20 protein-coding genes are annotated in these 21353 nt (G+C 66.8%); 10 read left to right on the top strand and 10 right to left on the bottom strand.

Going from position 1 to position 21353, the window contains the following annotated elements; translation table 11 throughout:
* Window positions 1-309: 309 nt before the first annotated feature.
* Genes meaB through ACIBK2_RS25790 form a run of 3 tightly spaced genes read right to left on the bottom strand, consistent with a single transcriptional unit; the run spans window position 310 to window position 5593 of the window.
* A complete protein-coding gene (gene meaB / locus ACIBK2_RS25780; protein WP_396970557.1) occupies window positions 310-1425 on the bottom strand; it encodes a methylmalonyl Co-A mutase-associated GTPase MeaB in 1116 nt (371 codons plus the stop codon).
* A complete protein-coding gene (gene scpA / locus ACIBK2_RS25785) occupies window positions 1422-3716 on the bottom strand; it encodes a methylmalonyl-CoA mutase (protein WP_396970559.1) in 2295 nt (764 codons plus the stop codon). Before scpA ends, meaB begins: the two co-directional genes overlap by 4 nt.
* A complete protein-coding gene (locus tag ACIBK2_RS25790) occupies window positions 3716-5593 on the bottom strand; it encodes a methylmalonyl-CoA mutase family protein (protein WP_396970561.1) in 1878 nt (625 codons plus the stop codon). Before ACIBK2_RS25790 ends, scpA begins: the two co-directional genes overlap by 1 nt.
* A gap of 183 nt (window positions 5594-5776) precedes the next feature.
* On the opposite strand from ACIBK2_RS25790, the gene ACIBK2_RS25795 reads away from it, so the two are divergent.
* Window positions 5777-6484, top strand: a complete 708-nt coding sequence (locus ACIBK2_RS25795) for a TVP38/TMEM64 family protein (RefSeq protein WP_396970563.1) — start codon at window positions 5777-5779, stop codon at window positions 6482-6484.
* Window positions 6485-6539: 55 nt separating this feature from the next.
* On the opposite strand, the gene ACIBK2_RS25800 is transcribed toward ACIBK2_RS25795, so the two are convergent.
* A complete protein-coding gene (locus ACIBK2_RS25800; RefSeq protein ID WP_396970823.1) occupies window positions 6540-7442 on the bottom strand; it encodes a S1C family serine protease in 903 nt (300 codons plus the stop codon).
* A 370-nt stretch (window positions 7443-7812) separates the two neighbouring features.
* On the opposite strand from ACIBK2_RS25800, the gene ACIBK2_RS25805 reads away from it, so the two are divergent.
* On the top strand, window positions 7813-8775 hold the full coding sequence (locus tag ACIBK2_RS25805) for an NADP-dependent oxidoreductase (RefSeq protein WP_396970565.1): 963 nt from the start codon (window positions 7813-7815) through the stop codon (window positions 8773-8775).
* A 41-nt stretch (window positions 8776-8816) separates the two neighbouring features.
* Here ACIBK2_RS25805 and ACIBK2_RS25810 read toward each other — a convergent pair whose 3' ends face one another.
* Together ACIBK2_RS25810 and ACIBK2_RS25815 are read right to left on the bottom strand one after the other, a co-directional pair.
* Complete coding sequence (locus tag ACIBK2_RS25810; RefSeq protein WP_396970824.1) at window positions 8817-9104, bottom strand: hypothetical protein; 288 nt, start codon at window positions 9102-9104, stop codon at window positions 8817-8819.
* 157 nt (window positions 9105-9261) lie between these two features.
* Entirely contained in the window at window positions 9262-9546 is a 285-nt protein-coding gene (locus ACIBK2_RS25815) for a hypothetical protein (protein WP_396970567.1), read from the bottom strand.
* 291 nt (window positions 9547-9837) lie between these two features.
* Here ACIBK2_RS25815 and ACIBK2_RS25820 point away from each other — a divergent pair, with 291 nt between their 5' ends.
* The 6 genes from ACIBK2_RS25820 (at window position 9838) to ACIBK2_RS25845 (ending at window position 16178) form a co-directional block, all read left to right on the top strand.
* The gene (locus tag ACIBK2_RS25820) at window positions 9838-10662 is read left to right on the top strand and encodes an amino acid-binding protein (protein ID WP_396970569.1); all 825 of its coding nucleotides are present in this window, start codon (window positions 9838-9840) and stop codon (window positions 10660-10662) included.
* A gap of 124 nt (window positions 10663-10786) precedes the next feature.
* Window positions 10787-11665 (top strand): metal-dependent hydrolase, encoded by an 879-nt coding sequence (locus ACIBK2_RS25825; RefSeq protein WP_396970571.1) that lies wholly within the window; start codon window positions 10787-10789, stop codon window positions 11663-11665.
* Window positions 11666-11707: 42 nt separating this feature from the next.
* Entirely contained in the window at window positions 11708-12571 is an 864-nt protein-coding gene (locus ACIBK2_RS25830; protein WP_396970573.1) for a metal-dependent hydrolase, read from the top strand.
* Window positions 12568-14106 carry a flavin-containing monooxygenase gene (locus tag ACIBK2_RS25835; RefSeq protein WP_396970574.1) on the top strand — a complete coding sequence of 513 codons (1539 nt, stop codon included), beginning with the start codon at window positions 12568-12570 and terminating at the stop codon, window positions 14104-14106. The genes ACIBK2_RS25830 and ACIBK2_RS25835 overlap by 4 nt, the downstream gene beginning before the upstream one ends.
* Window positions 14103-15050: an SDR family NAD(P)-dependent oxidoreductase gene (locus ACIBK2_RS25840; protein ID WP_396970576.1), complete on the top strand. Its 948-nt coding sequence runs from the start codon at window positions 14103-14105 to the stop codon at window positions 15048-15050. Before ACIBK2_RS25835 ends, ACIBK2_RS25840 begins: the two co-directional genes overlap by 4 nt.
* Window positions 15051-15134: 84 nt before the next feature.
* Window positions 15135-16178 (top strand): 2Fe-2S iron-sulfur cluster-binding protein, encoded by a 1044-nt coding sequence (locus ACIBK2_RS25845; RefSeq protein ID WP_396970578.1) that lies wholly within the window; start codon window positions 15135-15137, stop codon window positions 16176-16178.
* Between the two features lies 1 nt (window position 16179).
* Here the strand turns inward: ACIBK2_RS25845 and ACIBK2_RS25850 are convergent, their stop codons facing one another.
* From ACIBK2_RS25850 to ACIBK2_RS25860, 3 genes are read right to left on the bottom strand one after another with little or no spacing between them, the layout of a single operon-like run.
* Window positions 16180-16899: a TetR/AcrR family transcriptional regulator gene (locus ACIBK2_RS25850; protein WP_396970580.1), complete on the bottom strand. Its 720-nt coding sequence runs from the start codon at window positions 16897-16899 to the stop codon at window positions 16180-16182.
* Between the two features lie 55 nt (window positions 16900-16954).
* Complete coding sequence (locus ACIBK2_RS25855; protein ID WP_396970582.1) at window positions 16955-17899, bottom strand: CorA family divalent cation transporter; 945 nt, start codon at window positions 17897-17899, stop codon at window positions 16955-16957.
* Window positions 17900-17901: 2 nt separating this feature from the next.
* On the bottom strand, window positions 17902-18090 hold the full coding sequence (locus ACIBK2_RS25860; RefSeq protein ID WP_379291521.1) for a hypothetical protein: 189 nt from the start codon (window positions 18088-18090) through the stop codon (window positions 17902-17904).
* Between the two features lie 497 nt (window positions 18091-18587).
* Here ACIBK2_RS25860 and ACIBK2_RS25865 point away from each other — a divergent pair, with 497 nt between their 5' ends.
* Window positions 18588-18929, top strand: coding sequence for an ArsR/SmtB family transcription factor (locus ACIBK2_RS25865; protein WP_396970584.1), 342 nt, complete (start codon window positions 18588-18590; stop codon window positions 18927-18929).
* A gap of 93 nt (window positions 18930-19022) precedes the next feature.
* Window positions 19023-19553, top strand: a complete 531-nt coding sequence (locus tag ACIBK2_RS25870; protein WP_396970586.1) for a DUF3558 family protein — start codon at window positions 19023-19025, stop codon at window positions 19551-19553.
* Window positions 19554-19556: 3 nt separating this feature from the next.
* On the opposite strand, the gene ACIBK2_RS25875 is transcribed toward ACIBK2_RS25870, so the two are convergent.
* Window positions 19557-21278 carry an urease subunit alpha gene (locus tag ACIBK2_RS25875; RefSeq protein WP_396970588.1) on the bottom strand — a complete coding sequence of 574 codons (1722 nt, stop codon included), beginning with the start codon at window positions 21276-21278 and terminating at the stop codon, window positions 19557-19559.
* Window positions 21279-21353 lie beyond the last annotated feature (75 nt).

Genomic DNA, 21353 nt, shown 5'->3' on the forward strand with positions numbered 1-21353 from the left:
TCGCCAGCCGAGGAACCTTCCAATCTACTACTCGTCAATATGACTCGACAACTAGCAGACCTTCAGCAAATATCCATCGGACACGATGTTTACGCAGGTAGAGCGACCAACCGACGACACGAGCAGGCACATCCCTGCCCTTGGGCGACCGATCAGCTCTCGACGCGATTCCATGGAGCAAAAGAGTGAGACATGGCGGACGGGCTTGTCGCGGCGACCGCATTGGCGCACGGGCTCGCTGTGGTTACCCGAAATGTGAAGCATTTCGAGGAGACCGGGGCTGCGGTCGTCGACCCCTTCGGGTGAGGGTTAGGGGGTGTCGAAGGCGCGGAGGAGTTCTTCGGCGGCTAGGGCTGCGGTGAGGGTGCCGTCGCGGACCTGATTTTCTACCTGGGCGCGGATGGCTTTCACGTTGGGGTTGTCGGCCAGGCGGCGCAGGAGTTGGTCGTGCACCATGGTCCAGGTCCAGTTGATTTGCTGGCGGCGGCGTTTCTCGTCGAATTCGCCTGCGTCGGTGAGGACGCGGCGGTGTTCGAGGACGGTGGACCAGAACTTGTCCAGGCCAATCCCCTCCAAGCCGCTCATGGTGAGTACCGGTGGGCGCCAGAGGGCGTCGTGCGGGTGGATCAGGCGCAGCGCGCCCGCGAGTTCGCGGGCGGCCGACTTGGCCTCCAGCTCGTGCTTGCCGTCGGCCTTGTTGACCGCGACCAGATCGGCGAGTTCCAGCACACCTTTCTTGATGCCCTGCAACTGATCTCCGGTGCGAGCCAGGGTGAGGAAGCAGAAGACGTCGACCATATTGGCGACCGTGACCTCGGATTGGCCGACGCCGACGGTCTCCACCAGGATCACGTCGTACCCGGCGGCCTCGAGCAACACGATGGTCTCGCGCGTCGCCTTGGCCACGCCACCGAGCGTGCCCGCGGTGGGCGACGGACGGATATAAGCGTTGCGCTCCACCGACAGTCGCGCCATCCGCGTCTTGTCGCCGAGGATCGAACCACCGGTGCGGGTGGACGATGGATCGACCGCGAGCACCGCGACCCGATGCCCCTTGCCGATCAACTCCATGCCGAGCGCGTCGATGAACGTCGACTTGCCGACACCCGGAACACCGGTGATGCCAACGCGATTCGACACCACGGCGTTCGCGGAGCTGTGCTTGTCCGGCGTCAGCTTCAGCAGTAACCGCTGCGCGAGATCCCGATGATCCGCGCGGGTCGATTCGACCAGGGTGATCGCCCGCGCCAGCGCGGCCCGCTCCCCCGCGCGCACCGCGTCCGCCATCGCATCGACGTCGATCGCCCGTCCCCGCCCCGCCGTCCGGCGGCCGATGTCAGCCGGCGCACCGGGGCGACCTGCAGCGGACGAATCCGATCGAAGGTCGCCGTCGGCCGAGGGAGCGACAGAGTTGTGCTCGCTCATTCGCCCTCGGCGGAATCCCCGGCACCGCTGCCGCTTTCGGACCCTAACTGGGGATGACCGAGTTCGGTGGCCAGCTTCTTCAGCAGATCGATCGCCGCGTCCGCGATGACGGTGCCCGGCGGGAAGATCGCCGCGGCACCGGCCTCGTACAGGGCGTCGAAGTCGCCGGGCGGGATAACGCCGCCGACGATGACCATGATGTCGGGGCGGCCCGTATCGGCCAGGGCCTGCCGCAGGGCGGGCACCAGCGTGAGGTGGCCGGCCGCCAGCGAGGACACGCCGACGACGTGCACGTCGTTGTCCGCCGCCTGCTGCGCCACCTCTTCGGGCGTCTGGAACAGCGGGCCCACGTCGACGTCGAAGCCGAGGTCGGCGAAGGCGGTGGCGATCACCTTCTGGCCGCGGTCGTGGCCGTCCTGCCCCATTTTCGCGACGAGGATACGCGGGCGGCGACCTTCCGCCTCGGCGAATTCCTCGACGAGATCGCTCGCCTTGGTGATGTTGCTGACCTTCCCTGCCTCGTCGCGGTACACACCGGAGAGGGTACGGATCTCGGCCTGATGCCTGCCGTATACCTTCTCCAGCGCGTCGGAGATCTCGCCGACGGTGGCCTTGGCGCGCGCGGCGTTGATGGCGAGGGCCAGCAGGTTGTTCTCCATGCCACCCGCCGAAGAGGTTGCCGCACGGGTCAATTCGGCCAGCGCGCGTTCGACCTCGGCCGAATCCCGATCGGCGCGCAACTGCCGCAGCTTCTCGATCTGCTCGGCGCGCACCCGCGAGTTCTCGACCTTGAGGACCTCGACCTGCTGGTCCTCCTCCGCCTGATACTTGTTGATGCCGATCACCGGCTGCTGACCGGTGTCGATCCGCGCCTGCGTGCGCGCGGCGGCTTCCTCGATGCGCAGCTTCGGGATGCCCTCGCCGATCGCCTGCGCCATCCCGCCGTGGGCTTCCACCTCGGCGATGTGCGCACGAGCCCGGTTGGCCAGCTGATGGGTCAGCCATTCGACGTAATACGAACCGCCCCAAGGATCTACCGGCCGCGTGGTCTTCGACTCCTGCTGGATCAGCAGCTGGGTGTTACGCGCGATGCGCGCGGAGAAATCCGTCGGCAGCGCGAGCGCCTCGTCCAGCGCGTTCGTGTGCAGCGACTGGGTGTGCCCCTGAGTCGCGGCCATCGCCTCGATGCAGGTCCGCGCGACGTTGTTGTAGGCATCCTGCGCGGTCAGCGACCACCCGGAAGTCTGCGAATGCGTCCGCAGCGACAGCGATTTCGAACTCTTCGGCTCGAACTTCGCGACCAACTCGCTCCACAGCAGCCGCCCGGCCCGCAGCTTGGCGACCTCCATGAAGAAGTTCATGCCGATGGCCCAGAAGAACGACAGCCGCGGCGCGAACTTGTCCACCTCCATGCCCGCGTCGATACCGGCCCGGATGTACTCGACACCGTCGGCCAGGGTGTAGGCGAGCTCCAGGTCGGCGGTCGCACCCGCCTCCTGAATGTGGTAGCCGGAGATGGAGATCGAGTTGAACTTCGGCATCTTGGCGCTGGTGAAGGCGAAGATGTCGGAGATGATCCGCATCGACGGCTTCGGCGGGTAGATGTAGGTGTTGCGGACCATGAACTCCTTCAGAATGTCGTTCTGAATGGTTCCGGCCAGCAGCTCCGGTCCGACGCCTTGTTCTTCTGCCGCAACGACATACAGCGCCAGGATGGGCAGCACCGCGCCGTTCATCGTCATCGACACGCTGACCTGGTCGAGCGGGATGTGATCGAACAGCTGGCGCATGTCGAGAATGGAATCGATGGCGACACCGGCCATTCCGACGTCACCCTGCACGCGCGGATGGTCGGAGTCGTAACCGCGGTGGGTGGCGAGATCGAAGGCGACCGACAGACCCTTCTGCCCGGCCTGAAGATTGCGGCGGTAGAAGGCATTCGAGTCCGCGGCGGTGGAGAAGCCCGCGTACTGGCGAATGGTCCACGGCTGGTTGACGTACATGGTCGGGTAAGGACCGCGCACGAACGGCGCGACGCCGGGCACGCTGTCGAGCGGATAGCCCTCGGCGACAACGCCATCCCGGTCAGCCTTGGTGAACACCGGTGGCACATCGATACCTTCGGGCGTCGACCACACCAACTGTTCGGGCGCGTAATGGTTGGCCTTCGCGGCCTCGCCGATGAAAGCCTCGACCTGTGCGGCGTCCACGGCAGCGGGCTCCGGCGCGTGCTCGGTCAGCGGCACTTCGGCGAAACTGCCTATCACGTGCTTGATTTCACGAGTAGTCATCAGGCTCCCACCTTCTCCAGCAGGGCGGACAACGCGGCGACCGCATCGATCTTCGCCGCGAGATATCCGTCCGGACGCTGCGCGTCATCGAGCTCGGCGACCGCCTTCGCGGCACCGGCCAGCAACACCGTCTCCACTCCGGCAGCACGCAATTGCCCCACTGCCGCACCGGCTTCCACGCTGTACCGCTTATCCGAACCACACAGCACCGCGATCGGCGCACCGGCTTCGGTTGCCGCCGAGGCGATCGCGTCCACCGCCAACGGTCCGGGATTGATGGACTCGATACCGCCGGAGGCCAGCAGGTTCGCGATGAAGGTCACCCGGACGTTGTGTTCGGCGACCGAACCGAGCGGCACCAGCAGCGCTTTCGGCCGCGCGCCGTGCTCGGCCAGGTAGGCGTCGGACCGGTTGCGCAGCGCCTCGAAGGTGGCACCGTAGCGGGCCACCCGATCGTCCTCGCGCGCCGCCTCGGACAGCGGGCGCTCGGCCAGGTTCGGGAACTCGTTCACCCCGGTGACCGACGTCTTCCGGTGCGCGACATCGGAATCGCGCGCCGCCTTGGTCTCCGCGATGCGCTCGGCGAGCAGCCCGGAATCGAGCGCGGCGAGATAACCGCCGGCCGCCTCGATTTCCTGCATGAACTCCCACGCCTTCACGGCGAGCGCGCCGGTGAGGTCCTCGACATACCAGGAGCCCGCGCCAGGGTCCTGCACGAAGCCGAGGCGGGATTCCTCGAGCAGCAGCAGCTGGGTGTTGCGAGCCATCCGGTCCGCGAACGACTTCGAGACGCCGAGCTCACCGGCGGGCAGTGCCGAATCGAAGGTCAGCACGGTGACCGCGTCCGCCCCGCCGACGCCGGCGCCGAACGCCGCGAGGGTGGTGCGCAGCAGGTTCACCCACGGGTCGCGCTGGGTCATCATGGCCGCGGAGGTCACCGCGTGCTGCGGTGCGCCACCGAAATTCGGTGCGCCGCAGGCGTGCGCGACGCGGGCCCAGAGTTGGCGGGCGGCACGGAATTTGGCGACCGTGGCGAATTGGTCGTCGGTGGCGGCGAAGCGGAAGGTCAGCTGCTCCAACGCATCCGCGATGTCCAGGCCCTCGGTGAGGGCGCGCAGGTAGGTCAGGCCCGCCGCGACGGCGGCACCCAGCTCCTGGGCGTCGGAGGCGCCCGCGTTGTGGAATACGGTGCCGTCCACGGTGATCGCGCGCACCGTCTCGGCGCGTGCGACCGCGGTAGCGGCCAATGTCACCGTCTCCGCGAGCGGAGTATCGGCGACTCCCGCGAACCTGCTGGTGAGCGGTCCCGCACCGAGCGAGACGTGAATGTCCTTGCGCGAGGCCGCGTCATAGCCGTCGAGCGCGGTGTACAGGTGCTCGGCCGCATCGGCGGTCGTGGTGCCCGCGTCCAGGGTCACCGGCGCGAGGTCGAACAGCAGGCCGGACAGGGCGGCAGGCAGATCGGCCACCGGCACACCGCGCTCGCCGACACCGAGCCATACGGCGCTGATGCCGTTGCCGAGACCGGCCATGATCTCCCGGTTGACGGCCGCAGCGTCGCCGCCGCCGAAATGCGCGCTCACGTGCCAGCCGCGGTGCACGTCGCGGGTGGCATCGCTGCCCCGGACGAACGGATACGTACCGGGCAGCGGCTGCTCGGGCAGCTCGTCCTTGCGGGTGTACAGCGGGGCGATGGTCAGCCCGTCGTAGGTCGTTTCATCGAGCAGATGCTCTGGTTCGTCCGGCAGTTCGGCGATCTCGACCCGCCGGACCTTCGCCAGCACCCCGGCCACGCCCTTGCGCCACGCGGCGAACTGCGGCACCGGATCCGCGCCCGCAGGCGCCGATCCCGGTCCGGGCTCTGAAGCAATCGGCATAGCTTGCTGTTCCTCTTCCACTCGACTGCAGGCGCACCCGTGATTGTGTGCCGAAACCGCCGCATTCGCCCAGTTCAGCGACTACTTTGGTTAACGAGCATTCGTCCCGTTTCTTCTGATGCTAGCGGGAACTCCGCAACGCGTTGTCCCCTAGTACCACTACCACCCGGTAATCTGGCCCCGGTGACCAGGCTGATCCGTGACCCGCGCGTGCTCGCGTTGATCGTCGGTGTCGTCGCGTTGTTCGTGGCGGCAATGCTGGTCCCGCTACCCAGTCCGCGGCAGATCCAAGACTGGGCGACCTCGGTCGGTCCGATCTTTCCGGTGCTGTTCTTCGTGGTGCACGCGCTGGTGACGGTCGCGCCGATCCCGCGCACGGTGTTCACGGTCAGTGCCGGACTCCTCTTCGGTCCTGTGCTCGGCATCGCGCTCGCCGTCGGCGCGACGACGATCAGTGCCGCGCTTGCCATCCTGCTGGTGCGTGCGCTCGACCGCGAGCAGGTCGCGTCCCGGCTCACCCATCCGGCCGTGCGCGCCGTCGATGACCGGCTACAGCGACGCGGCTGGCTGGCCGTCGGCTCGCTGCGCCTGATCGCCGCGGTGCCCTTCTCGGTGATCAACTACTGCTGTGGGCTCTCCTCGATCCGCTTCTGGCCGTACATGATCGCCACTCTGATCGGCGTCCTCCCGGGCACCATCGGGACCGTCATTCTTGGCGACGCCCTCACCGGGACCACGCACCCGGCACTGATCGTCTTCTCCGCAGTGCTGATCGCGGTAGGTGTGATCGGACTGGTCGTCGACGCGCGCTGGGGTAACCAGGGCATCGTGCTCGCCGAGGAAGCGACGCAGACCGCAGTCGAACCCACACCGGCGACGGTCGCCGAATAGCCACACCTGCCGCAAACGAAATCGCGTGCGGCAGGTCAGGACGTGGGCGGCGTTGTCAGTCCACCGTCAGTTCGATGGGGACTGCGATCACGTCGACCATCGCGCCATTGCGCAGGACCGTGACCGGGAGTTTGACGCCGATGGCGTCGGCGAAGAGTTGACGCTGAATACCTTGGGCGTCACGGACTTCCGCGCGAGCGACACTGAGGACCAGGTCACCGCGGCGCAGGCCCGCTTCTTCCGCAGGGCCGCCGCGGACTACTTCCATGATGCGGACACCGGCGGCTTGACCGGTGCGCGCGGCGACGGTGGCGGGGAGCGGCGCGGGCATGCCGACCAGGCCGAGGTAGGCGCGGCGGACCCGGCCGTCCGTGTGCAGAGTCCCGATGATGCGTCGCGTGGTGGCGTTGATCGGGATCGCCAGGCCGAGGCCGATTCCGGCGACGGCGGTGTTGATGCCGACTACGCGGCCCGCCGAATCCGACAGTGCCCCACCGGAATTTCCTGGATTGAGGGCCGCATCGGTTTGGATCACGTCTTCGATCACTCGTCCCGCGCGGCGCGAGGCAACCGGGACCGCCCGGCCCAGTGCGCTGACCACTCCGGCGGTGACCGAACCGGCGAGGCCGAGTGGGCTGCCGACGGCAACCACCAGCTGGCCGACGACGAGTTCGTCCGCATCGCCCAGCGTGACCGCCCCGGGTGCGCCGTTGCGTGAGCGCAGCACCGCGAGATCCGACAGCGGATCGATGCCGACGACGTCGAACTTGGCTTCCACCCCGTCGGCGAACACCACCTCTCCGCCGCTGGCCGACCCGATGACGTGCGCGTTCGTCAACATGAAGCCGTCATCGGTGAACACTACCGCCGAGCCGCTCCCCCGTCTGGTCCGCACGCTGGCCACGTGCGGCGTGACCGACGCGGCGACCCTGGTCACCGTGCGCGAATAGGCATCCATCGCGGCGTCATCGTCCACGTCGACCACCACCCCTGATTACACGTCTGCACCAACCCCTCCAGCATGCCCGCACGAGGCCCGGGGCGCACCGTGTTCACCACAGGCACAACCAATCGACGCCGTACCGTCGCCTGCCCAACCGGCGCTACGTGCCGACTGTTGCGTTCAACGCAATATTGCTGTGCAAACTATGCACTGGACATCATGCCACCGGCGACAGAGACTGTGTTCATAGCGAACGTAGCTTTCCGGTCGCCCCGATAAGCAGGGGATTCGGGTTCCGTTCAGCGACATCGCATTACGAAACAACATGTATCCGCATGGCCACTGCGTGCGCAGCGACCGACGAACCAATACAGGAGTGAGCACTATGGCGAGGACCGTGCGACCGACGGCTTATGGAACACCGGAGGTCCTCGAGATCGTCGAGACACCCATCCCGCAGCCTGCCGTCGACGGAGTCGTCGTGGAAGTCCGTGCGGCCGGGGTCAACCCGATCGACTGGAAGGTCTACAGCGGTGCCTTCCACACCGTGGACGACGAACACAAGGATGCCGCCGGACTCGCCGCCGATCTGCCTCGGCTCGGTATGGAGTGCGCGGGCGTTGTCACGGCCATCGGTTCGGCGGTGACCGGGGTTCAGGTCGGCGATGAAGTGATCGTCTACCCGGCCTCCGGCGCCTATGCCGATTACGTCACCGCGCCCGTCACCGCGCTGATCCCCAAGCCTGCCGATCTCGGCTGGCCCGAGGCCGGGTCGTTGATGCTCGCGGGCCTCACGGCGACGCACGCCCTGCACGCCGCCGGTGTGGGTGCGGGCGACACCGTGCTCATTCACGGCGCCGCCGGCGGAGTCGGGTTGGTGGCCGTGCAATTGGCCGCCGCGCTGGGCGCGACGGTGATCGCCACCGCCGCGGAACGCAATCACGAAGTGCTGCGCGGCCTTGGCGCCATCCCGGTGACCTACGGCAGTGGGTTGCTCGACCGCGTGCGGGCTGCCGCAACCGGTGATGTCACCGCCGCGGTGGATTGCGCGGGCAGCGACGAAGCGCTCGCGACTTCCCTGGAGTTGGTGGCCGATCCGCAGCGCATCGTCTCGATCACCGGCGGCGATGGGCGCTTGGCCGCCGGCATCAAAGTGCTCGGCTATGGGCCGGGCGAGGACGCGGGCATCGAGTTCCGGCAGGCCGCACGGGCCGAGCTGGCGGCCCGTGCGGGTGCGGGTGAGCTCCAGGTGCTGATCGACAACGTCTACCCCCTCCAGGAGGCGGCGAAGGCGCATCAGGCCGGCATCAGCGGACACGCCCCCGGCAAGCTGGTACTTGTCCCGTAGTCGCACCCTCGCGAGTGCGAAGTCCGCTGGGCCGCAAGGAGTTAGGCGGCGGGACTCATGGTCGCGCCTTCGAAGAACTCCGATTCGGTCATGCCGAGGCGGGTGGTGACCAGCTCGAGCGCCAGCCGGAGGACTTCTTGGGCGGTCGGGGCGACCACCTGGGACTGTTCGAGGCGGGTGGTTCCGCATTCGACCCGGACTCGGCAGCGCCAGCCCGCGCCGGTGGGATAGGGCTGGGGGCGGCCGATCAGGACGCTCATTCGGACGCCGTCCCGGAGGAACTCGTTCGTGGCCAGCAGGTCGTCGTCGGGGGTGATCAGCATGGTCATGTCACGCACGACCCAAGATAAGCAATGTTGCAGCTACAAGTCGGTTCCGCATCGGATGCTCCCGGTATTACTCAACAGGCAGGGCACTTACGACTATCCGTTCACCATGAAGGTAGCCCGACACACGCAACTCCGCAACATTTGAGCAAACATTTAGTCACGAGAGGGTTGACGCACAGGTAGCCAGCGAGAAGCCCCGCACCTCGAAACCAACGAAGGCGGGGCTTCTCCGCAGTTCGGAGGTTACTTCCGACGGAGGCCCCCCACTGGCGATCCCCAGAACGACGCCATCCACTCGCCGGGATCGAGGACCAACCCCCGGCGAGCCGACAATCAGATCGGTCGCCACGGCGGCGATCATCGCCCCCGTCGCGAATGCGCCGATACACCCCTCCGGCGAATCCAATTTCAGCAACCCGACGAGCCCGACGTAAAGATTCATGTCCCTATCGTTGAAATGGCGTCGACACCCCAAGCGTGCCATTCCGCCGATTCGCGAAATACATGGACATTCAGCACTATTCGGACCATGCGAAGATCGGGCTCATCAACGGCGACGCACCGCCGTTACCGCTGACTTATCCAGTCAATGTGCGCTCGGACACCCACTACCTGCCCTGTGTCCATCATCACCACGTAAACCCCTGCCGCTCAAGCGCTTTCCCTTCCGATTTCACTGCCGCGTTACACATTCGGCACGCGTTCGGAAATGTTCGAGCCGGACGCTGTGCGCATGCGTCCGATGCGATCTCGACATCGTGTACATGTGCTGGCGTGTGACGTCTGCGGCCGATTGCCGCACCCGCGCCGAGCGCGATTGACGCTGGCCAAATTAGCCGCGGTATTTCCGGTCGAACTCGCGCTGCACGCGCTGGTCGTCCACTTCGACCCGCCTTATTTACTCACCGTGGCCTTGCTGACGATCGGCACGACAACGCTCATCATCTGGGTCGTCGAGCCCTCCGCAACGCGCATGCTCGGCGCGTGGCTGCACGGCCCCGAACTCCGCAGCCGCGACGACGTCGACCGCGCGCCCACCCTGTGGCGCATCCGCGTCCGCGTCGACGATCGCCCGGGCCAGCTCGAGGCACTAGCCAGACACCTGGCCCGTCGCGGCGCGAACATCCTCAATGTCCATGTGCACCAACTCGAATCGGGCGTCCTCAACGAACTGGTCATCGCCGCGCCGACCGGCATCACCCCGGACGCCCTGTCGTCGACGGTCGTGCACGCCGGCGGATCCGGGGTCCGCATCTGGCCCGCGTCGGCGTTCGCCCTGATCGACGGCCAGACCAAGGCGCTTGGCATCGCGACCCGCGTCGCGGCCGACCCCGACGAACTCCCGCTCGCTATCGCCGAACTGCTCGGCGCCCGCTACCTCACCCCCGGCACCTTCGTCCACCGCGACCTCGCGTTCGACGGCACCACCCTGGTCGTGCCGTGGCAGCCGGACCGCCCGCTCATCTTCGTCCGCCCTGACGAACCCTTCACCCCGGCCGAGAACGCCCGCGCGCACCGCCTGACCGACCTGGCCCGCAGCGTTACCAGACACGGCTGACGCACGGTCCCAACAGAATTCCGTCTACCTGCGTCATTGCGAACGCCTCTTGCTCTATCCGTCTGGGACGGTATCGTACTAGTAGTACCGCATACTGACGGTACCGAGCTCAATGAGGTGCGAGATGACCGAGCAAAGTGTGCGAGCCAGGGAACGCACGGGCAGCGGATACCCGAAGGCGCGGCGAATCAAATTCCGCTTCGGCGAGCCGGTGCCGATGTCGAAGTACTACGCGGGCGGCGACATGGTGTTCAGCCACTTCATCGCCGGATTGTCCGCAGGGTTCCCGCCCGGTGAGGAGTCGTTCATCCGGTCGGTGCGCCGGTTCGCGGATCAGATCACCGATCCGGTGCTCAAGAAGCGGGTCGCCGGGTTCATCGGTCAGGAGGCGATGCACGGTCAGGAACACCGGCGGCTCAACGAGAAGCTGATCGAGATGGGTTATGCCATCGAATGGCTGGACGCACCGGAGGTCGTCGAACGGCAGAAGCGGTTCGAGCAGCGCATCCCGGCGCGGCTGCATCTCGCGGCGACCGCGGCGGCCGAGCACTACACGGCGGTACTGGCCGAACGCGTGCTGTCCAGTCCGGAGATCCAGGCGCTGGCCGGTGACGAAGAAGTGCGAAACCTGTTGAACTGGCATGCTTTCGAGGAACTCGAGCACAAGTCGGTCGCGTTCGACGTGTACCGCGCGGTCGGCGGCACGGAGACGATGCGCATCCTCACGATGGCGACGTTGGTCGCGCTCACTCTCCCGCTCACCGCCGTCACGCTCACCATGTCGCTCAGCCGCGACCCCGACGCGCGGCAGTACCCGCTGAGCCTGGCCAGGGAAGCCCTCACGCTGTTCCGCGGGCCGGTGTTCCGCGGCATCGGCCGCGAGCTGGTGCTGTATCTGCGGCCCAACTTCCATCCCGACGACATCGACTCGCGAGAGTTGCTGGAGCACTGGCAGAAAGAGCTCTTCGGCACCGAAGGCAGCCTCGTCGATCACCTCAAGTAGCTACTCAACAATCGAATACCCCTGGAATCAACGGAGATTCACATGACTACCAGCGTGCAGAAAAACGGCGCGGGCGGCTACCCGAAGGTGCGGCGGATGAAATTCCGCTTCGGCGAACCGGAACCGATGAGCAAGTACTACGCGGGCGACGACATCGTGCTCAGCCACCTCGTCGCGCTGCTCTCGGCCGCCTTCCCGCCCGGCGAGGAATCGTTCATCCGGTCGGTGCGCCGATTCGCCGAGCAGATCACCGATCCGGTGCTCAAGAAGCGGGTCGCGGCGTTCATCGGCCAGGAGGCGGTGCACGGCCAGCAGCACGGCCGATTGAACGAGCAGCTGTTCGCGCTCGGCTATCCCTTACCGCGATTCGTCAGCGGGCGTGGCGAACTCCTCCAGCGGGCCGAGCGGCTTGCGCCACCCGCCGCCCATCTCGCCATCACGGCCGCCGCCGAGCACTACACCGCGGTGCTGGCGGCGCGGGTGCTGTCCAGCCCCGAAATCCAGGAGCTCGCGGGCGATCCCGAGGTGCGCAACCTGCTCAACTGGCACGCGCTCGAAGAGCTGGAACACAAGTCGGTGGCGTTCGATGTCTATCGCTCGGTCGGCGGGCCGGAGTGGCTGCGGATCGCGGTCATGTCGGTGTTGTACGCCTTCACGATTCCGGTGGTCGGGTTGGGCGTGCTCGCTTCGATCCTCGCCGATCCCCCTGCCTGGCGGCCGATCACGGTCACCCGGCAGTCCTACCGACTGATTCGAGGGCCGATCGTGCGCGGGCTGCTCAGCGAGATCCAGGTGTACCTGAAACCGGGCTTCCACCCGGACGACGTGGACACCGGGGCCCTGCTTCAGCAGTGGCAGACCGAATTGTTCGGCGCCGAGGGCGCGCTCGTGGATCGCGTCCGATGAGCGCGGTGCGGCCCGACAACGAGGTGATCGTGGTCGGCGCGGGGTTCGGCGGCATCGGGGCCGCGATCGCTCTGCAACGCAAAGGCATCCATGACTTCGTCATCGTCGACAAGTGGGATCGGGTCGGCGGAACATGGCACGCCAACACCTATCCCGGTGTCGCCGTGGACATCCCGTCGTTCATCTACAGCTTCTCCTACGAGCAGCGTGGTGACTGGTCGCGAATCTTCGCGCCGGGCACCGAGTTGCGCGATTACGCCGAGGGGATGGTCGACAAATACGGGCTGCGGCCGAAACTGCGGTTGAACACGACGATCGTCTCGGCGGTGTTCGACGCCGAGGACAGCCTGTGGCTGCTCGGCACCGATGGCGGCCGCACGCTCACCGCGCGCTACGTCGTGATGGCGATCGGCGGGCTGGAACGGCCGAAGATGCCCGACATTCCCGGCCTGCACGAATTCGCGGGCACGCTCATGCACACGGCGCTGTGGGACGACGATGTCGCGCTGACGGGCAAGCGGGTCGCGGTGATCGGGACCGGTGCGACCGCGTTGCAGCTGGTGCCCGCCATCGTCGACGAGGTGGCGCACATGAGCGTCTTCCAGCGGACACCGATCTGGGTGTTCCCGAAATCCGATGCGGCCGTTGGTTCGATCGGTCGCGCGATCCTCGAACGTCCCTGGGTGCGTTCCAGTATCCGCATGCTCGGCACCATCGCGACCGAGATCGGCATGGGCGGCATGGTGGCCGGTCCGAGCTGGCTCGGCGACGCGGGCCGGCGGCTGGCCGAGATCCCGGCGCGCCGGTGGATGCGGGCGCAGGTGCACGATCCGGTCATCCGCGAGAAGCTGATTCCGGCCTACGGTCTCGGGTGCAAGCGGCCATCGATGTCGAACGACTACCTGTCGACGTTCAATCGGCCGGATGTCAGCCTGGTCACCGAGCCGATCGGCTTCATCGGCGAGCACGGCATCACCACCGAGGACGGGGTCGAGCACCCGGTCGACGTGCTGATCTGCGCCACGGGATTCAAACTCTGGGAAAAGGATTCGATCCCGCCGTTCCCGGTGACCGGCCGCAACGGGCTCGACCTCGGGGAGTTCTGGGACCGCAATCGATTCCAGGCCTACCACGGCGTCTCGGTGCCCGGGTTCCCGAATATGTTCACCATCACTGGCCCTTACGGCTTTGTGCTCGGCTCCTACATCTGGATGATCGAGGCCACGGCCGCGCACCTGAGCCGGGCCATCGCCGAGACCAAGCGACGCGGTGCGACGGTGTGCGAGATCAGCCAGCACGCCCACGACGAGTACTTCGCCAAATGCCTGCGCCGCCAGGAGAAGAACTTCCTGTTCACCTCCGCCTGCGACGGATCGAACACCTATTACATCAACAGCCACGGCGATTCACCGTTCCGTCCGTCCACCCACGGCGAGATGTACTGGCAGAACCGGCATTTCGATCTCGACGACTACCACTACCGGCAGCCCGTGCCCGCACCGCGGCCCGGCGCGATCCTCGAGGAATCCGTATGAGAATCACCAACATCCACCCGGAACTGGTGGTGGTGACCGGTGCGGGCAGCGGCATCGGCCGAGCCATCGCGATCCGGTTCGCCAAAGCTGGCGCGCACGTGGTGGTTTCCGATCTGGATCTGGATTCCGCGCTGGCGACCGAGGCGATGATCCACGCGCGCGGGCAGCGGGCCTCCGCGGCCCGGCTCGACGTCACCGATCCGAAGGCGTGGGAAGCCTTCGGCCGGGACGTGCTCGCGGACTACGGCGTGCCGGACGTACTGGTCAACAACGCGGGCATGCTGGTGAGCGGCGCGTTCGTGGATCTGACACCCGCCGACTGGGATCGCCAGCTGAGCGTGAACCTGCTCGGCGTGGTACACGGCTGCCGGGTGTTCGGGCAGCAGATGATCGACGACCGCAAGCGCGGGCACATCGTGAATATCGCGTCGGCGGCGGCCTTTACGCCGACGCCGGTGATGTCGGCGTACTCGGTGTCCAAGGCCGGGGTGAAGATGCTCACCGAGTGCCTGCGACTCGAGTTCGGGCCCAAGGGGATCGGGGTCAGCGCGATCTGTCCCGGGGTGATCAACACCAATATCGGCGAGCATGCCGTCACCGTCGGTGTCGACCAGGAGTTGATCGCGCGCGGCAAGGAACTGGCGCGGCGAGTGCAGGAGGTGGCGGCGAAGCTGCCGTTCTCGCCGATGAGTCCGGATCTGGTGGCGCGGGCGGCACAGCGCGCGGTGCGGTACGACCTCGCCGTCGTTCCGGTCCGGACCGAGGCGTGGTTGGGCTACTTCATGCTGCGGATCGCGCCGGGGGTGAATCGGCGGATCACCCAGCCGTTGGACGTCGAGCGGATCGAACGGATCGGGCGCCGGGTGCTCCGGTTGATCGATCCGGTATCGGCGACTCCTGCGGCGGTGCAGTCTGTTTCCGTACCGGTCGAGGTGCCGAGGTAGCACGTTGAGCGAGCGCAGCGAGCGAACAAAAGGCACAGCCGCATTCGCGGCCATGCCGGAACCGAGCGCCAGCGAGGTGGAGGCATGACCGCCGACAAAGGCGTCCATGAGCTGAAGGTCGGCGCGGTGGTCGAGGAGACGGCTGATGCCCGCACGTTGATCTTCGAGGTGCCCGACGAGCTCAGTGAGCGGTTCCGATACCGCCCTGGCCAGTTCCTCACCCTGCGGGTGCCGAGTGCGCGTACCGGCTCTGTGGCCCGGTGCTATTCACTGTGCAGCAGCCCGCACTGTGATGATCGGATCGCGGTGACGGTCAAGCGGATCGCGGACGGTTATGCCTCGAACCTGATCTGCGACACCGTCGCGGTCGGCGATCTGATCACGGTGCTGGAGCCGTCCGGCTCGTTCGGGCCGCGTGAGCTGGATACCGATGTGCTGCTGTGCGCGGCGGGCAGCGGCATCACGCCGGTCCTCTCGATCATCAAATCCACGATGGTCGGCGGCAGTGGGAATGTCGTTGTGCTGTATGCCAATCGGGATCGGCAGTCGGTGATCTTCGCAGACGTACTCGACGACCTGGCACACCGCTACCGAGGTCGGCTGCAGGTCCTGCATTGGCTCGAATCCGAGCGCGGGCTGCCAACCGCTGTGGCCGTCGCGGAACTGGTACGACCGCACTCTGGTCGAGACTGGTTCCTCTGCGGACCTGCCGGATTCATGACGGTGGTCGGTGCCGCAGCCGCCGCGCTGCGGGTGCCGACGACCCGCATCCACACCGAGGAATACCGCTCCCTCCAATCGAATCCGTTCGAGGAACCCATCCGCACCAACGGAAACACGCCACTCGGTGACGTAGCCGTTGTCGAGGTGGACATCGACGGCGAAACCCACGTCCTGGATTGGCCCAAGCACACTCCCCTACTGGATGTGTTGCTGGACAACGGAATCGACGCACCATACGTCTGCCGCGAATCGGCTTGCGGCACTTGCGTCTGCTCGGTGAAACAGGGACGCACCCGGATGCGGCAGAACGAGGCTCTCATCGATGACGAACTCGCCCTCGGACTGACCCTCGCCTGCCAAACCCTCCCGGAGTCACCCCGGGTGCACATCGCCTTCGACCAGTAACTCACTCCGGCTCGAACGCGAGATGCGCCGGTTTCTCCACGTCGAGCGGCAGGTTGTTGAGCTCGGCGACCCCGTCCAGCATGTTCCTGGCGATGATGCTCACATGCTGGGCGAACCGCTCGGTCGACATCACCTCGGCCCTGGCCCGGTTGGCGCCGAGCCACCAGTCGGTGGCCGAGCCGACCGCGCCGAAGATGGCATAGGCGGTCAACTCCAGGCTGCCGGTGTCGACGTTCTGCCCTTCGAGGCGTTCCTCGATCATCTGGGCCGCCAGCAGCGCCGACCGCTGCGCCACCTCGATGGCGCGTTCGGGCTGCTCGGCCTGCTGCGCCAGCCGGCTGTGCACCAGGAAACGAAACACGTCGGGCTGCGCCTCCACCACCGCGACATACTCGGCGATGGCGGTGCGAATCAGCTCTGCCACCGAATCGGTGGTCAGGCTGATCTTCGTGAGCACCCGCTCCCACAGCATGCTCTGCACCCGCTCCAGGATGGCCAGGTACAGGTCGGTCTTATCCGCGAAGTGCCGATACAGCTTCGGCTTGGCGCAGCCCGCCGCCCGCGCGATGTCGTCCATGCTCACGTCGGGCCCGTGTTCGGCGAGCGCCCGGAACGCGGCGTCGACGAACTCGCCGCGCACCTGCTCCCGATGCGCGCGCCATCGTTCGGTCCTGGCATCCGGACGCGGCGCGTCGGGCGAGCTGCTACCGGCGGCCGTCATGCTTGTCATGATATTGAATGCCGGCCGCGGCCACGCGCTTCGGGCCACGACAAGGTCAGCGCAGCCAGCCCTTTCGCTTGATGTAGGCGAGCGGGATCACGGCGGCCACCAGTGTCATGAGGGTGGTGGCGAGAAATCCGTGCTGCCATTCCAGTTCGGGCATCCAGGTGAAGTTCATGCCGTAAAAGGTGGCGATCAGGGTGGGCGGCAGGAAGACCGCGGTGATGATGGTGAACACCTTGACGATCTGGTTCTGTTTGACGTCGAGCCAGGTCATCACCGACTGCTGCAGGTAGCGCACCTTGTCGTGCTCGAAGCCCGCGTGCTGTTTCACCCCGTCGACGTCGGCGATCAGGATGGCCAGCAGGCTCTCCAGTTCGGCGCTGTGCACGGTGATATCGGCCATCAGATGTCGTGCGGCACGGGCTAATTGGAGCTGGGTCTCCTGGGTGCGCGAGACGATCTCCTCGGCCGCGTTCATCCGCGACATGGTGCCGCGCATGTCGGCGACGCCGATCTCGCGGCCGCGCTGGTCGTAACCGTTGGTGGCCATCTCGATCTCGTCGTTCATCGCCTCCAGCGCGTCGCTGGCGTAGTAGATGACCCGCTCGGACGCCTCGTTCAGCGCCCATAACAGCGCGTACATCACGCCGTGCGAGGAGCCGGTGAGGGTCGGGTTGCGGCGCATCTTCGCGATCGCCTTGTCGAATGGGATGAAGTGCTCGTCCGGTTGCAGCGTCACCAGGAATTCCGAACCCAGTGCGAAGACGATGGTTTCGCGTTCGATGGTGTCGCCGCGCTTGTAGTTGGCGACGACCGGTAAGTACAGGAAGTTATCGGTCTCCCAGACCCGGTTGCGGGCCGCGGCGAAGTCGACGCCGAGCCGCTCGCGCAGTACCGCGGCGGTATCGGCGTCGGCGGCCGCCAACGGAATCCAATGTTGTTGCAGGACTTCGGTGTCGAACCGGTCGGTGGTCACGGCGTTGGTGAGGGCACGCATCGCTACTGACCGTAGGACGAGTGGGCGGGCGAGACGGACGACGAGCCGACGGGCGCCTGCGGGTGGGCGTAATGCATCGTCAGCAGTCCCGCGCTGATCAGCAGATAGAGACCGACCGTGAACCAGATCGACTGCCGCTCCAAATTCGGTGCGCGGTGCGGTGTTTCGGCCCTCTTGAACATGATCGCCATGGCGGAACTCCAATGCTTCGTAGCGTCTGATGGTGACAACGTCTGGTGGTGATACGCCCGCCCGCCGCGGGCCGGGCGCGGACAGCAGGCAGCCGCGCCCGGATGCCGGTGCGGCCGTCGGGGACGGTCACACCGACTACTCAGGCCGACGCCATGCGCGCCGGCCCCTCGGGTCGAAGAATGTTGAGAATTGGTGCCGCGTCAGGCGATCGGCCGGCCGCTCAGCTCGGCCGCGGATCGCGCGGGCAGATCAACGACGAACCGGCACAACCCGTTTCGCTAAGGCGGTCCGGCTAGAGACGTCGATACTGTCAACCGGCATCAGCCGCTCACCCCGCTTCGGTTGGTCGCTCACTACGCAGAATTGCGCACCCATTATTAGAAACCCGCCGTCATACGTTCGTCAATCAGTTGCGCAAGTATTCGACTCCGTGCCACGCTACGGAAAGGCGGCCTCGCGCATTCGCGCTCGCAAGCGCTCCCTGTTGGAGGCGGACGTGACCGAGCACGGCGAGCCGGGTCCCATCCCGGCGGCTCAACTACATGACACGGCAGCGGTTTTCGGCATGCTCGCGGCCACCGCCCGGCTGCAGATCCTCTGGCTGCTCAGTCAGGGCGAACGCGACGTCGGCTCGCTGGCCGCCGAGATCGGCCAAACCGTGCCCGCGGCCAGCCAGCACCTCGCGAAGCTCAGACTGGCCGGTCTGGTGCACATGCGTAAAGAGGGGCGGCGCAACGTCTACGTGATCGCCGATCCCGGCATCGCCGACATCGTCCGCCTCGCCTTCCGGCACCACCGGCTGCACGGCGGGCAGCTGCCGGAGGGCCTGGGCGACTGAGAGCAAGATCGCGCCTGCTCAGGTCGCGTTCCGGCGGGCCGCTGGGTACCGTGACCTGGTCTGACCCGTTAATGATCCAGAAAGGGAGCGGTGATGAACCCGTTCTCTGTCCGTAATGCCGGACTTGCCGTTATTGCCCTGGCCGGATTGGTGACGGGATGTAGCAGCGCGAGCACGCCGGACGCCGCCCCCGCGGCGCCCGCGAACCCGTTCGCCGATTGCGCGCCGCTGACCAACCAGCAGATCAGCGACGCCGTGCACGCGAGCAGCCTGACCACGCACCACTCGCCGCAGGTGTGCTACTGGGAGGCGCAGGTCGGCGACGGCGACGCGACCGTCAGCTTCACCTACTCCGCGCAGGACTCGCTGCAGCAGCTGTGGGACCGCGCCCGAGCCGACGGTTTCCGGACCGAGCACATGGTGATCACCAAGCACGTCCTCGGCACGGTCACCGCGACCGCGTTCTACGTCCGCAACCCGCACGACCCCGGCGACTGCGCGGTCACCGCCGCCGCCAACGGCGCCATTACCTGGCGGGTCCAGAACCGTTCGGACACAACAGCACTCGACCCTTGCGCGGCCGCGCTCGACCTGGCCACCATGATGGTCGACCTGTCGCCGTAGCCGTCAGAACAGGAAATACCGCTGGGCCATCGGAAGTTCGGTGGCGGGCTGCTCGGTCCAGACCTCGCCGTCGATGCGGACGGTGAAGGTGTCCGGATCGACTTCGATGCGCGGCATGGCGTCGTTGTGCGGCATGTCGGTCTTCTTGCGATCGCGAACGTTCTTGACCGGGGCCAGTTTTCGATTGATCCGCAGGCGGTCGGCGAGGCCGTCGTCGATGGCCTGCTCGGAAACGAAATGCAGTGAGGTGGCGGCCGCGACGAGCGGCGCCGCGCCGAACATCGGGCGGGGCAGCACCGGCTGCGGGGTCGGGATGGACGCGTTGGCGTCGCCCATCGCGGCCCAGGCGATGGCACCGCCCTTGAGCACCGCGTGCGGGCGGACGCCGAAGAAGGCGGGCTCCCACAGCACCAGGTCGGCGAGCTTGCCGACCTCGACGGAGCCGATCTCGTGGTCCAGGCCGTGCGCGACGGCCGGGCAGATGGTGTATTTCGCGATGTAGCGCCGCACCCTGGCGTTATCGGCCGCGCCGTCGCCGGGCAACGCGCCGCGGCGGCGCTTCATCACATGCGCGGTCTGCCAGGTACGCATGACCACCTCGCCGATCCGGCCCATGGCCTGGGAGTCGCTGCCGATCATCGAGATCGCGCCGAGGTCGTGCAACAGGTCCTCGGCCGCGATGGTGGACGGGCGGATCCGGCTCTCCGCGAACGCGAGGTCCTCCGGGATGGAGGCGCTGAGGTGGTGGCACACCATGAGCATGTCGAGGTGCTCGTCGAGGGTGTTGACGGTGTGCGGGCGGGTCGGGTTGGTGGAGCTGGGCAACACGTTGAGATGTGCTGCGACGGTGATGATGTCGGGCGCGTGCCCGCCGCCCGCGCCCTCGGTGTGATAGGCGTGGATGCCGCGGCCCGCGATGGCGCCGAGGGTGTCCTCGACGAAACCGGCCTCGTTCAACGTGTCCGAGTGCAGGGCCACCTGGACGCCCGCCGCGTCGGCGACGGTGAGGCAGGCGTCGATCGCGGCCGGGGTGGAGCCCCAGTCCTCGTGCAGCTTGAAACCCGCTGCACCGCCGCGCAATTGCTCCCACATCGCCTCGGCGCTGACGGTGTTGCCTTTGCCGAGCAGCACGATGTTCATCGGCCAGCCGTCGGTGGCCTCCAGCATCCGGGCCAGATGCCAGGAACCGGGCGTGACCGTGGTCGCTTTGCTGCCCTCGGCGGGGCCGGTGCCGCCGCCGATCAAGGTGGTGATGCCGCCGCCGAGCGCCTCGTCCATCAGCTGCGGACAGATGAAGTGCACGTGACAGTCGATGGCGCCCGCGGTGAGGATGCGGCCGTTGCCCGAGATGATCTCGGTGGAGGGGCCGACCACCAGGTCGGGGTGCACCCCGTTCATGGTGTCGGGGTTGCCCGCCTTGCCGATGGCGCAGATGCGGCCGTCACGAATGCCGATGTCGGCCTTGATGATTCCCCAGTGATCGATGATCACCGCGCCGGTGATCACGGTGTCCGGCGCACCGTCGGCCCGGGTTGCGCGGGCCTGGCCCATCGATTCACGCAGCACCTTGCCACCGCCGAAGACCGCCTCGTCGCCCGCGAGACCCGGTCCGCCGCTGCGGTCTTCGGTGATCTCGACGAATAGGTCGGTGTCGGCCAGGCGAATTCGGTCACCGGTCGTCGGGCCGAACAGTTCCGCGTAACGGGCGCGGCTCAACTCAGTCATGGTGCCCCTCCAAGGTGGCCGCGCACCAGTCCTGATCCCCCGCACCGAAAATCGCATGCGATTCCAGGTGCGGGA

Origin of the sequence: Nocardia sp. NPDC050175 (genome assembly GCF_044459885.1) — a bacterium.
Lineage (GTDB): Bacteria > Actinomycetota > Actinomycetes > Mycobacteriales > Mycobacteriaceae > Nocardia.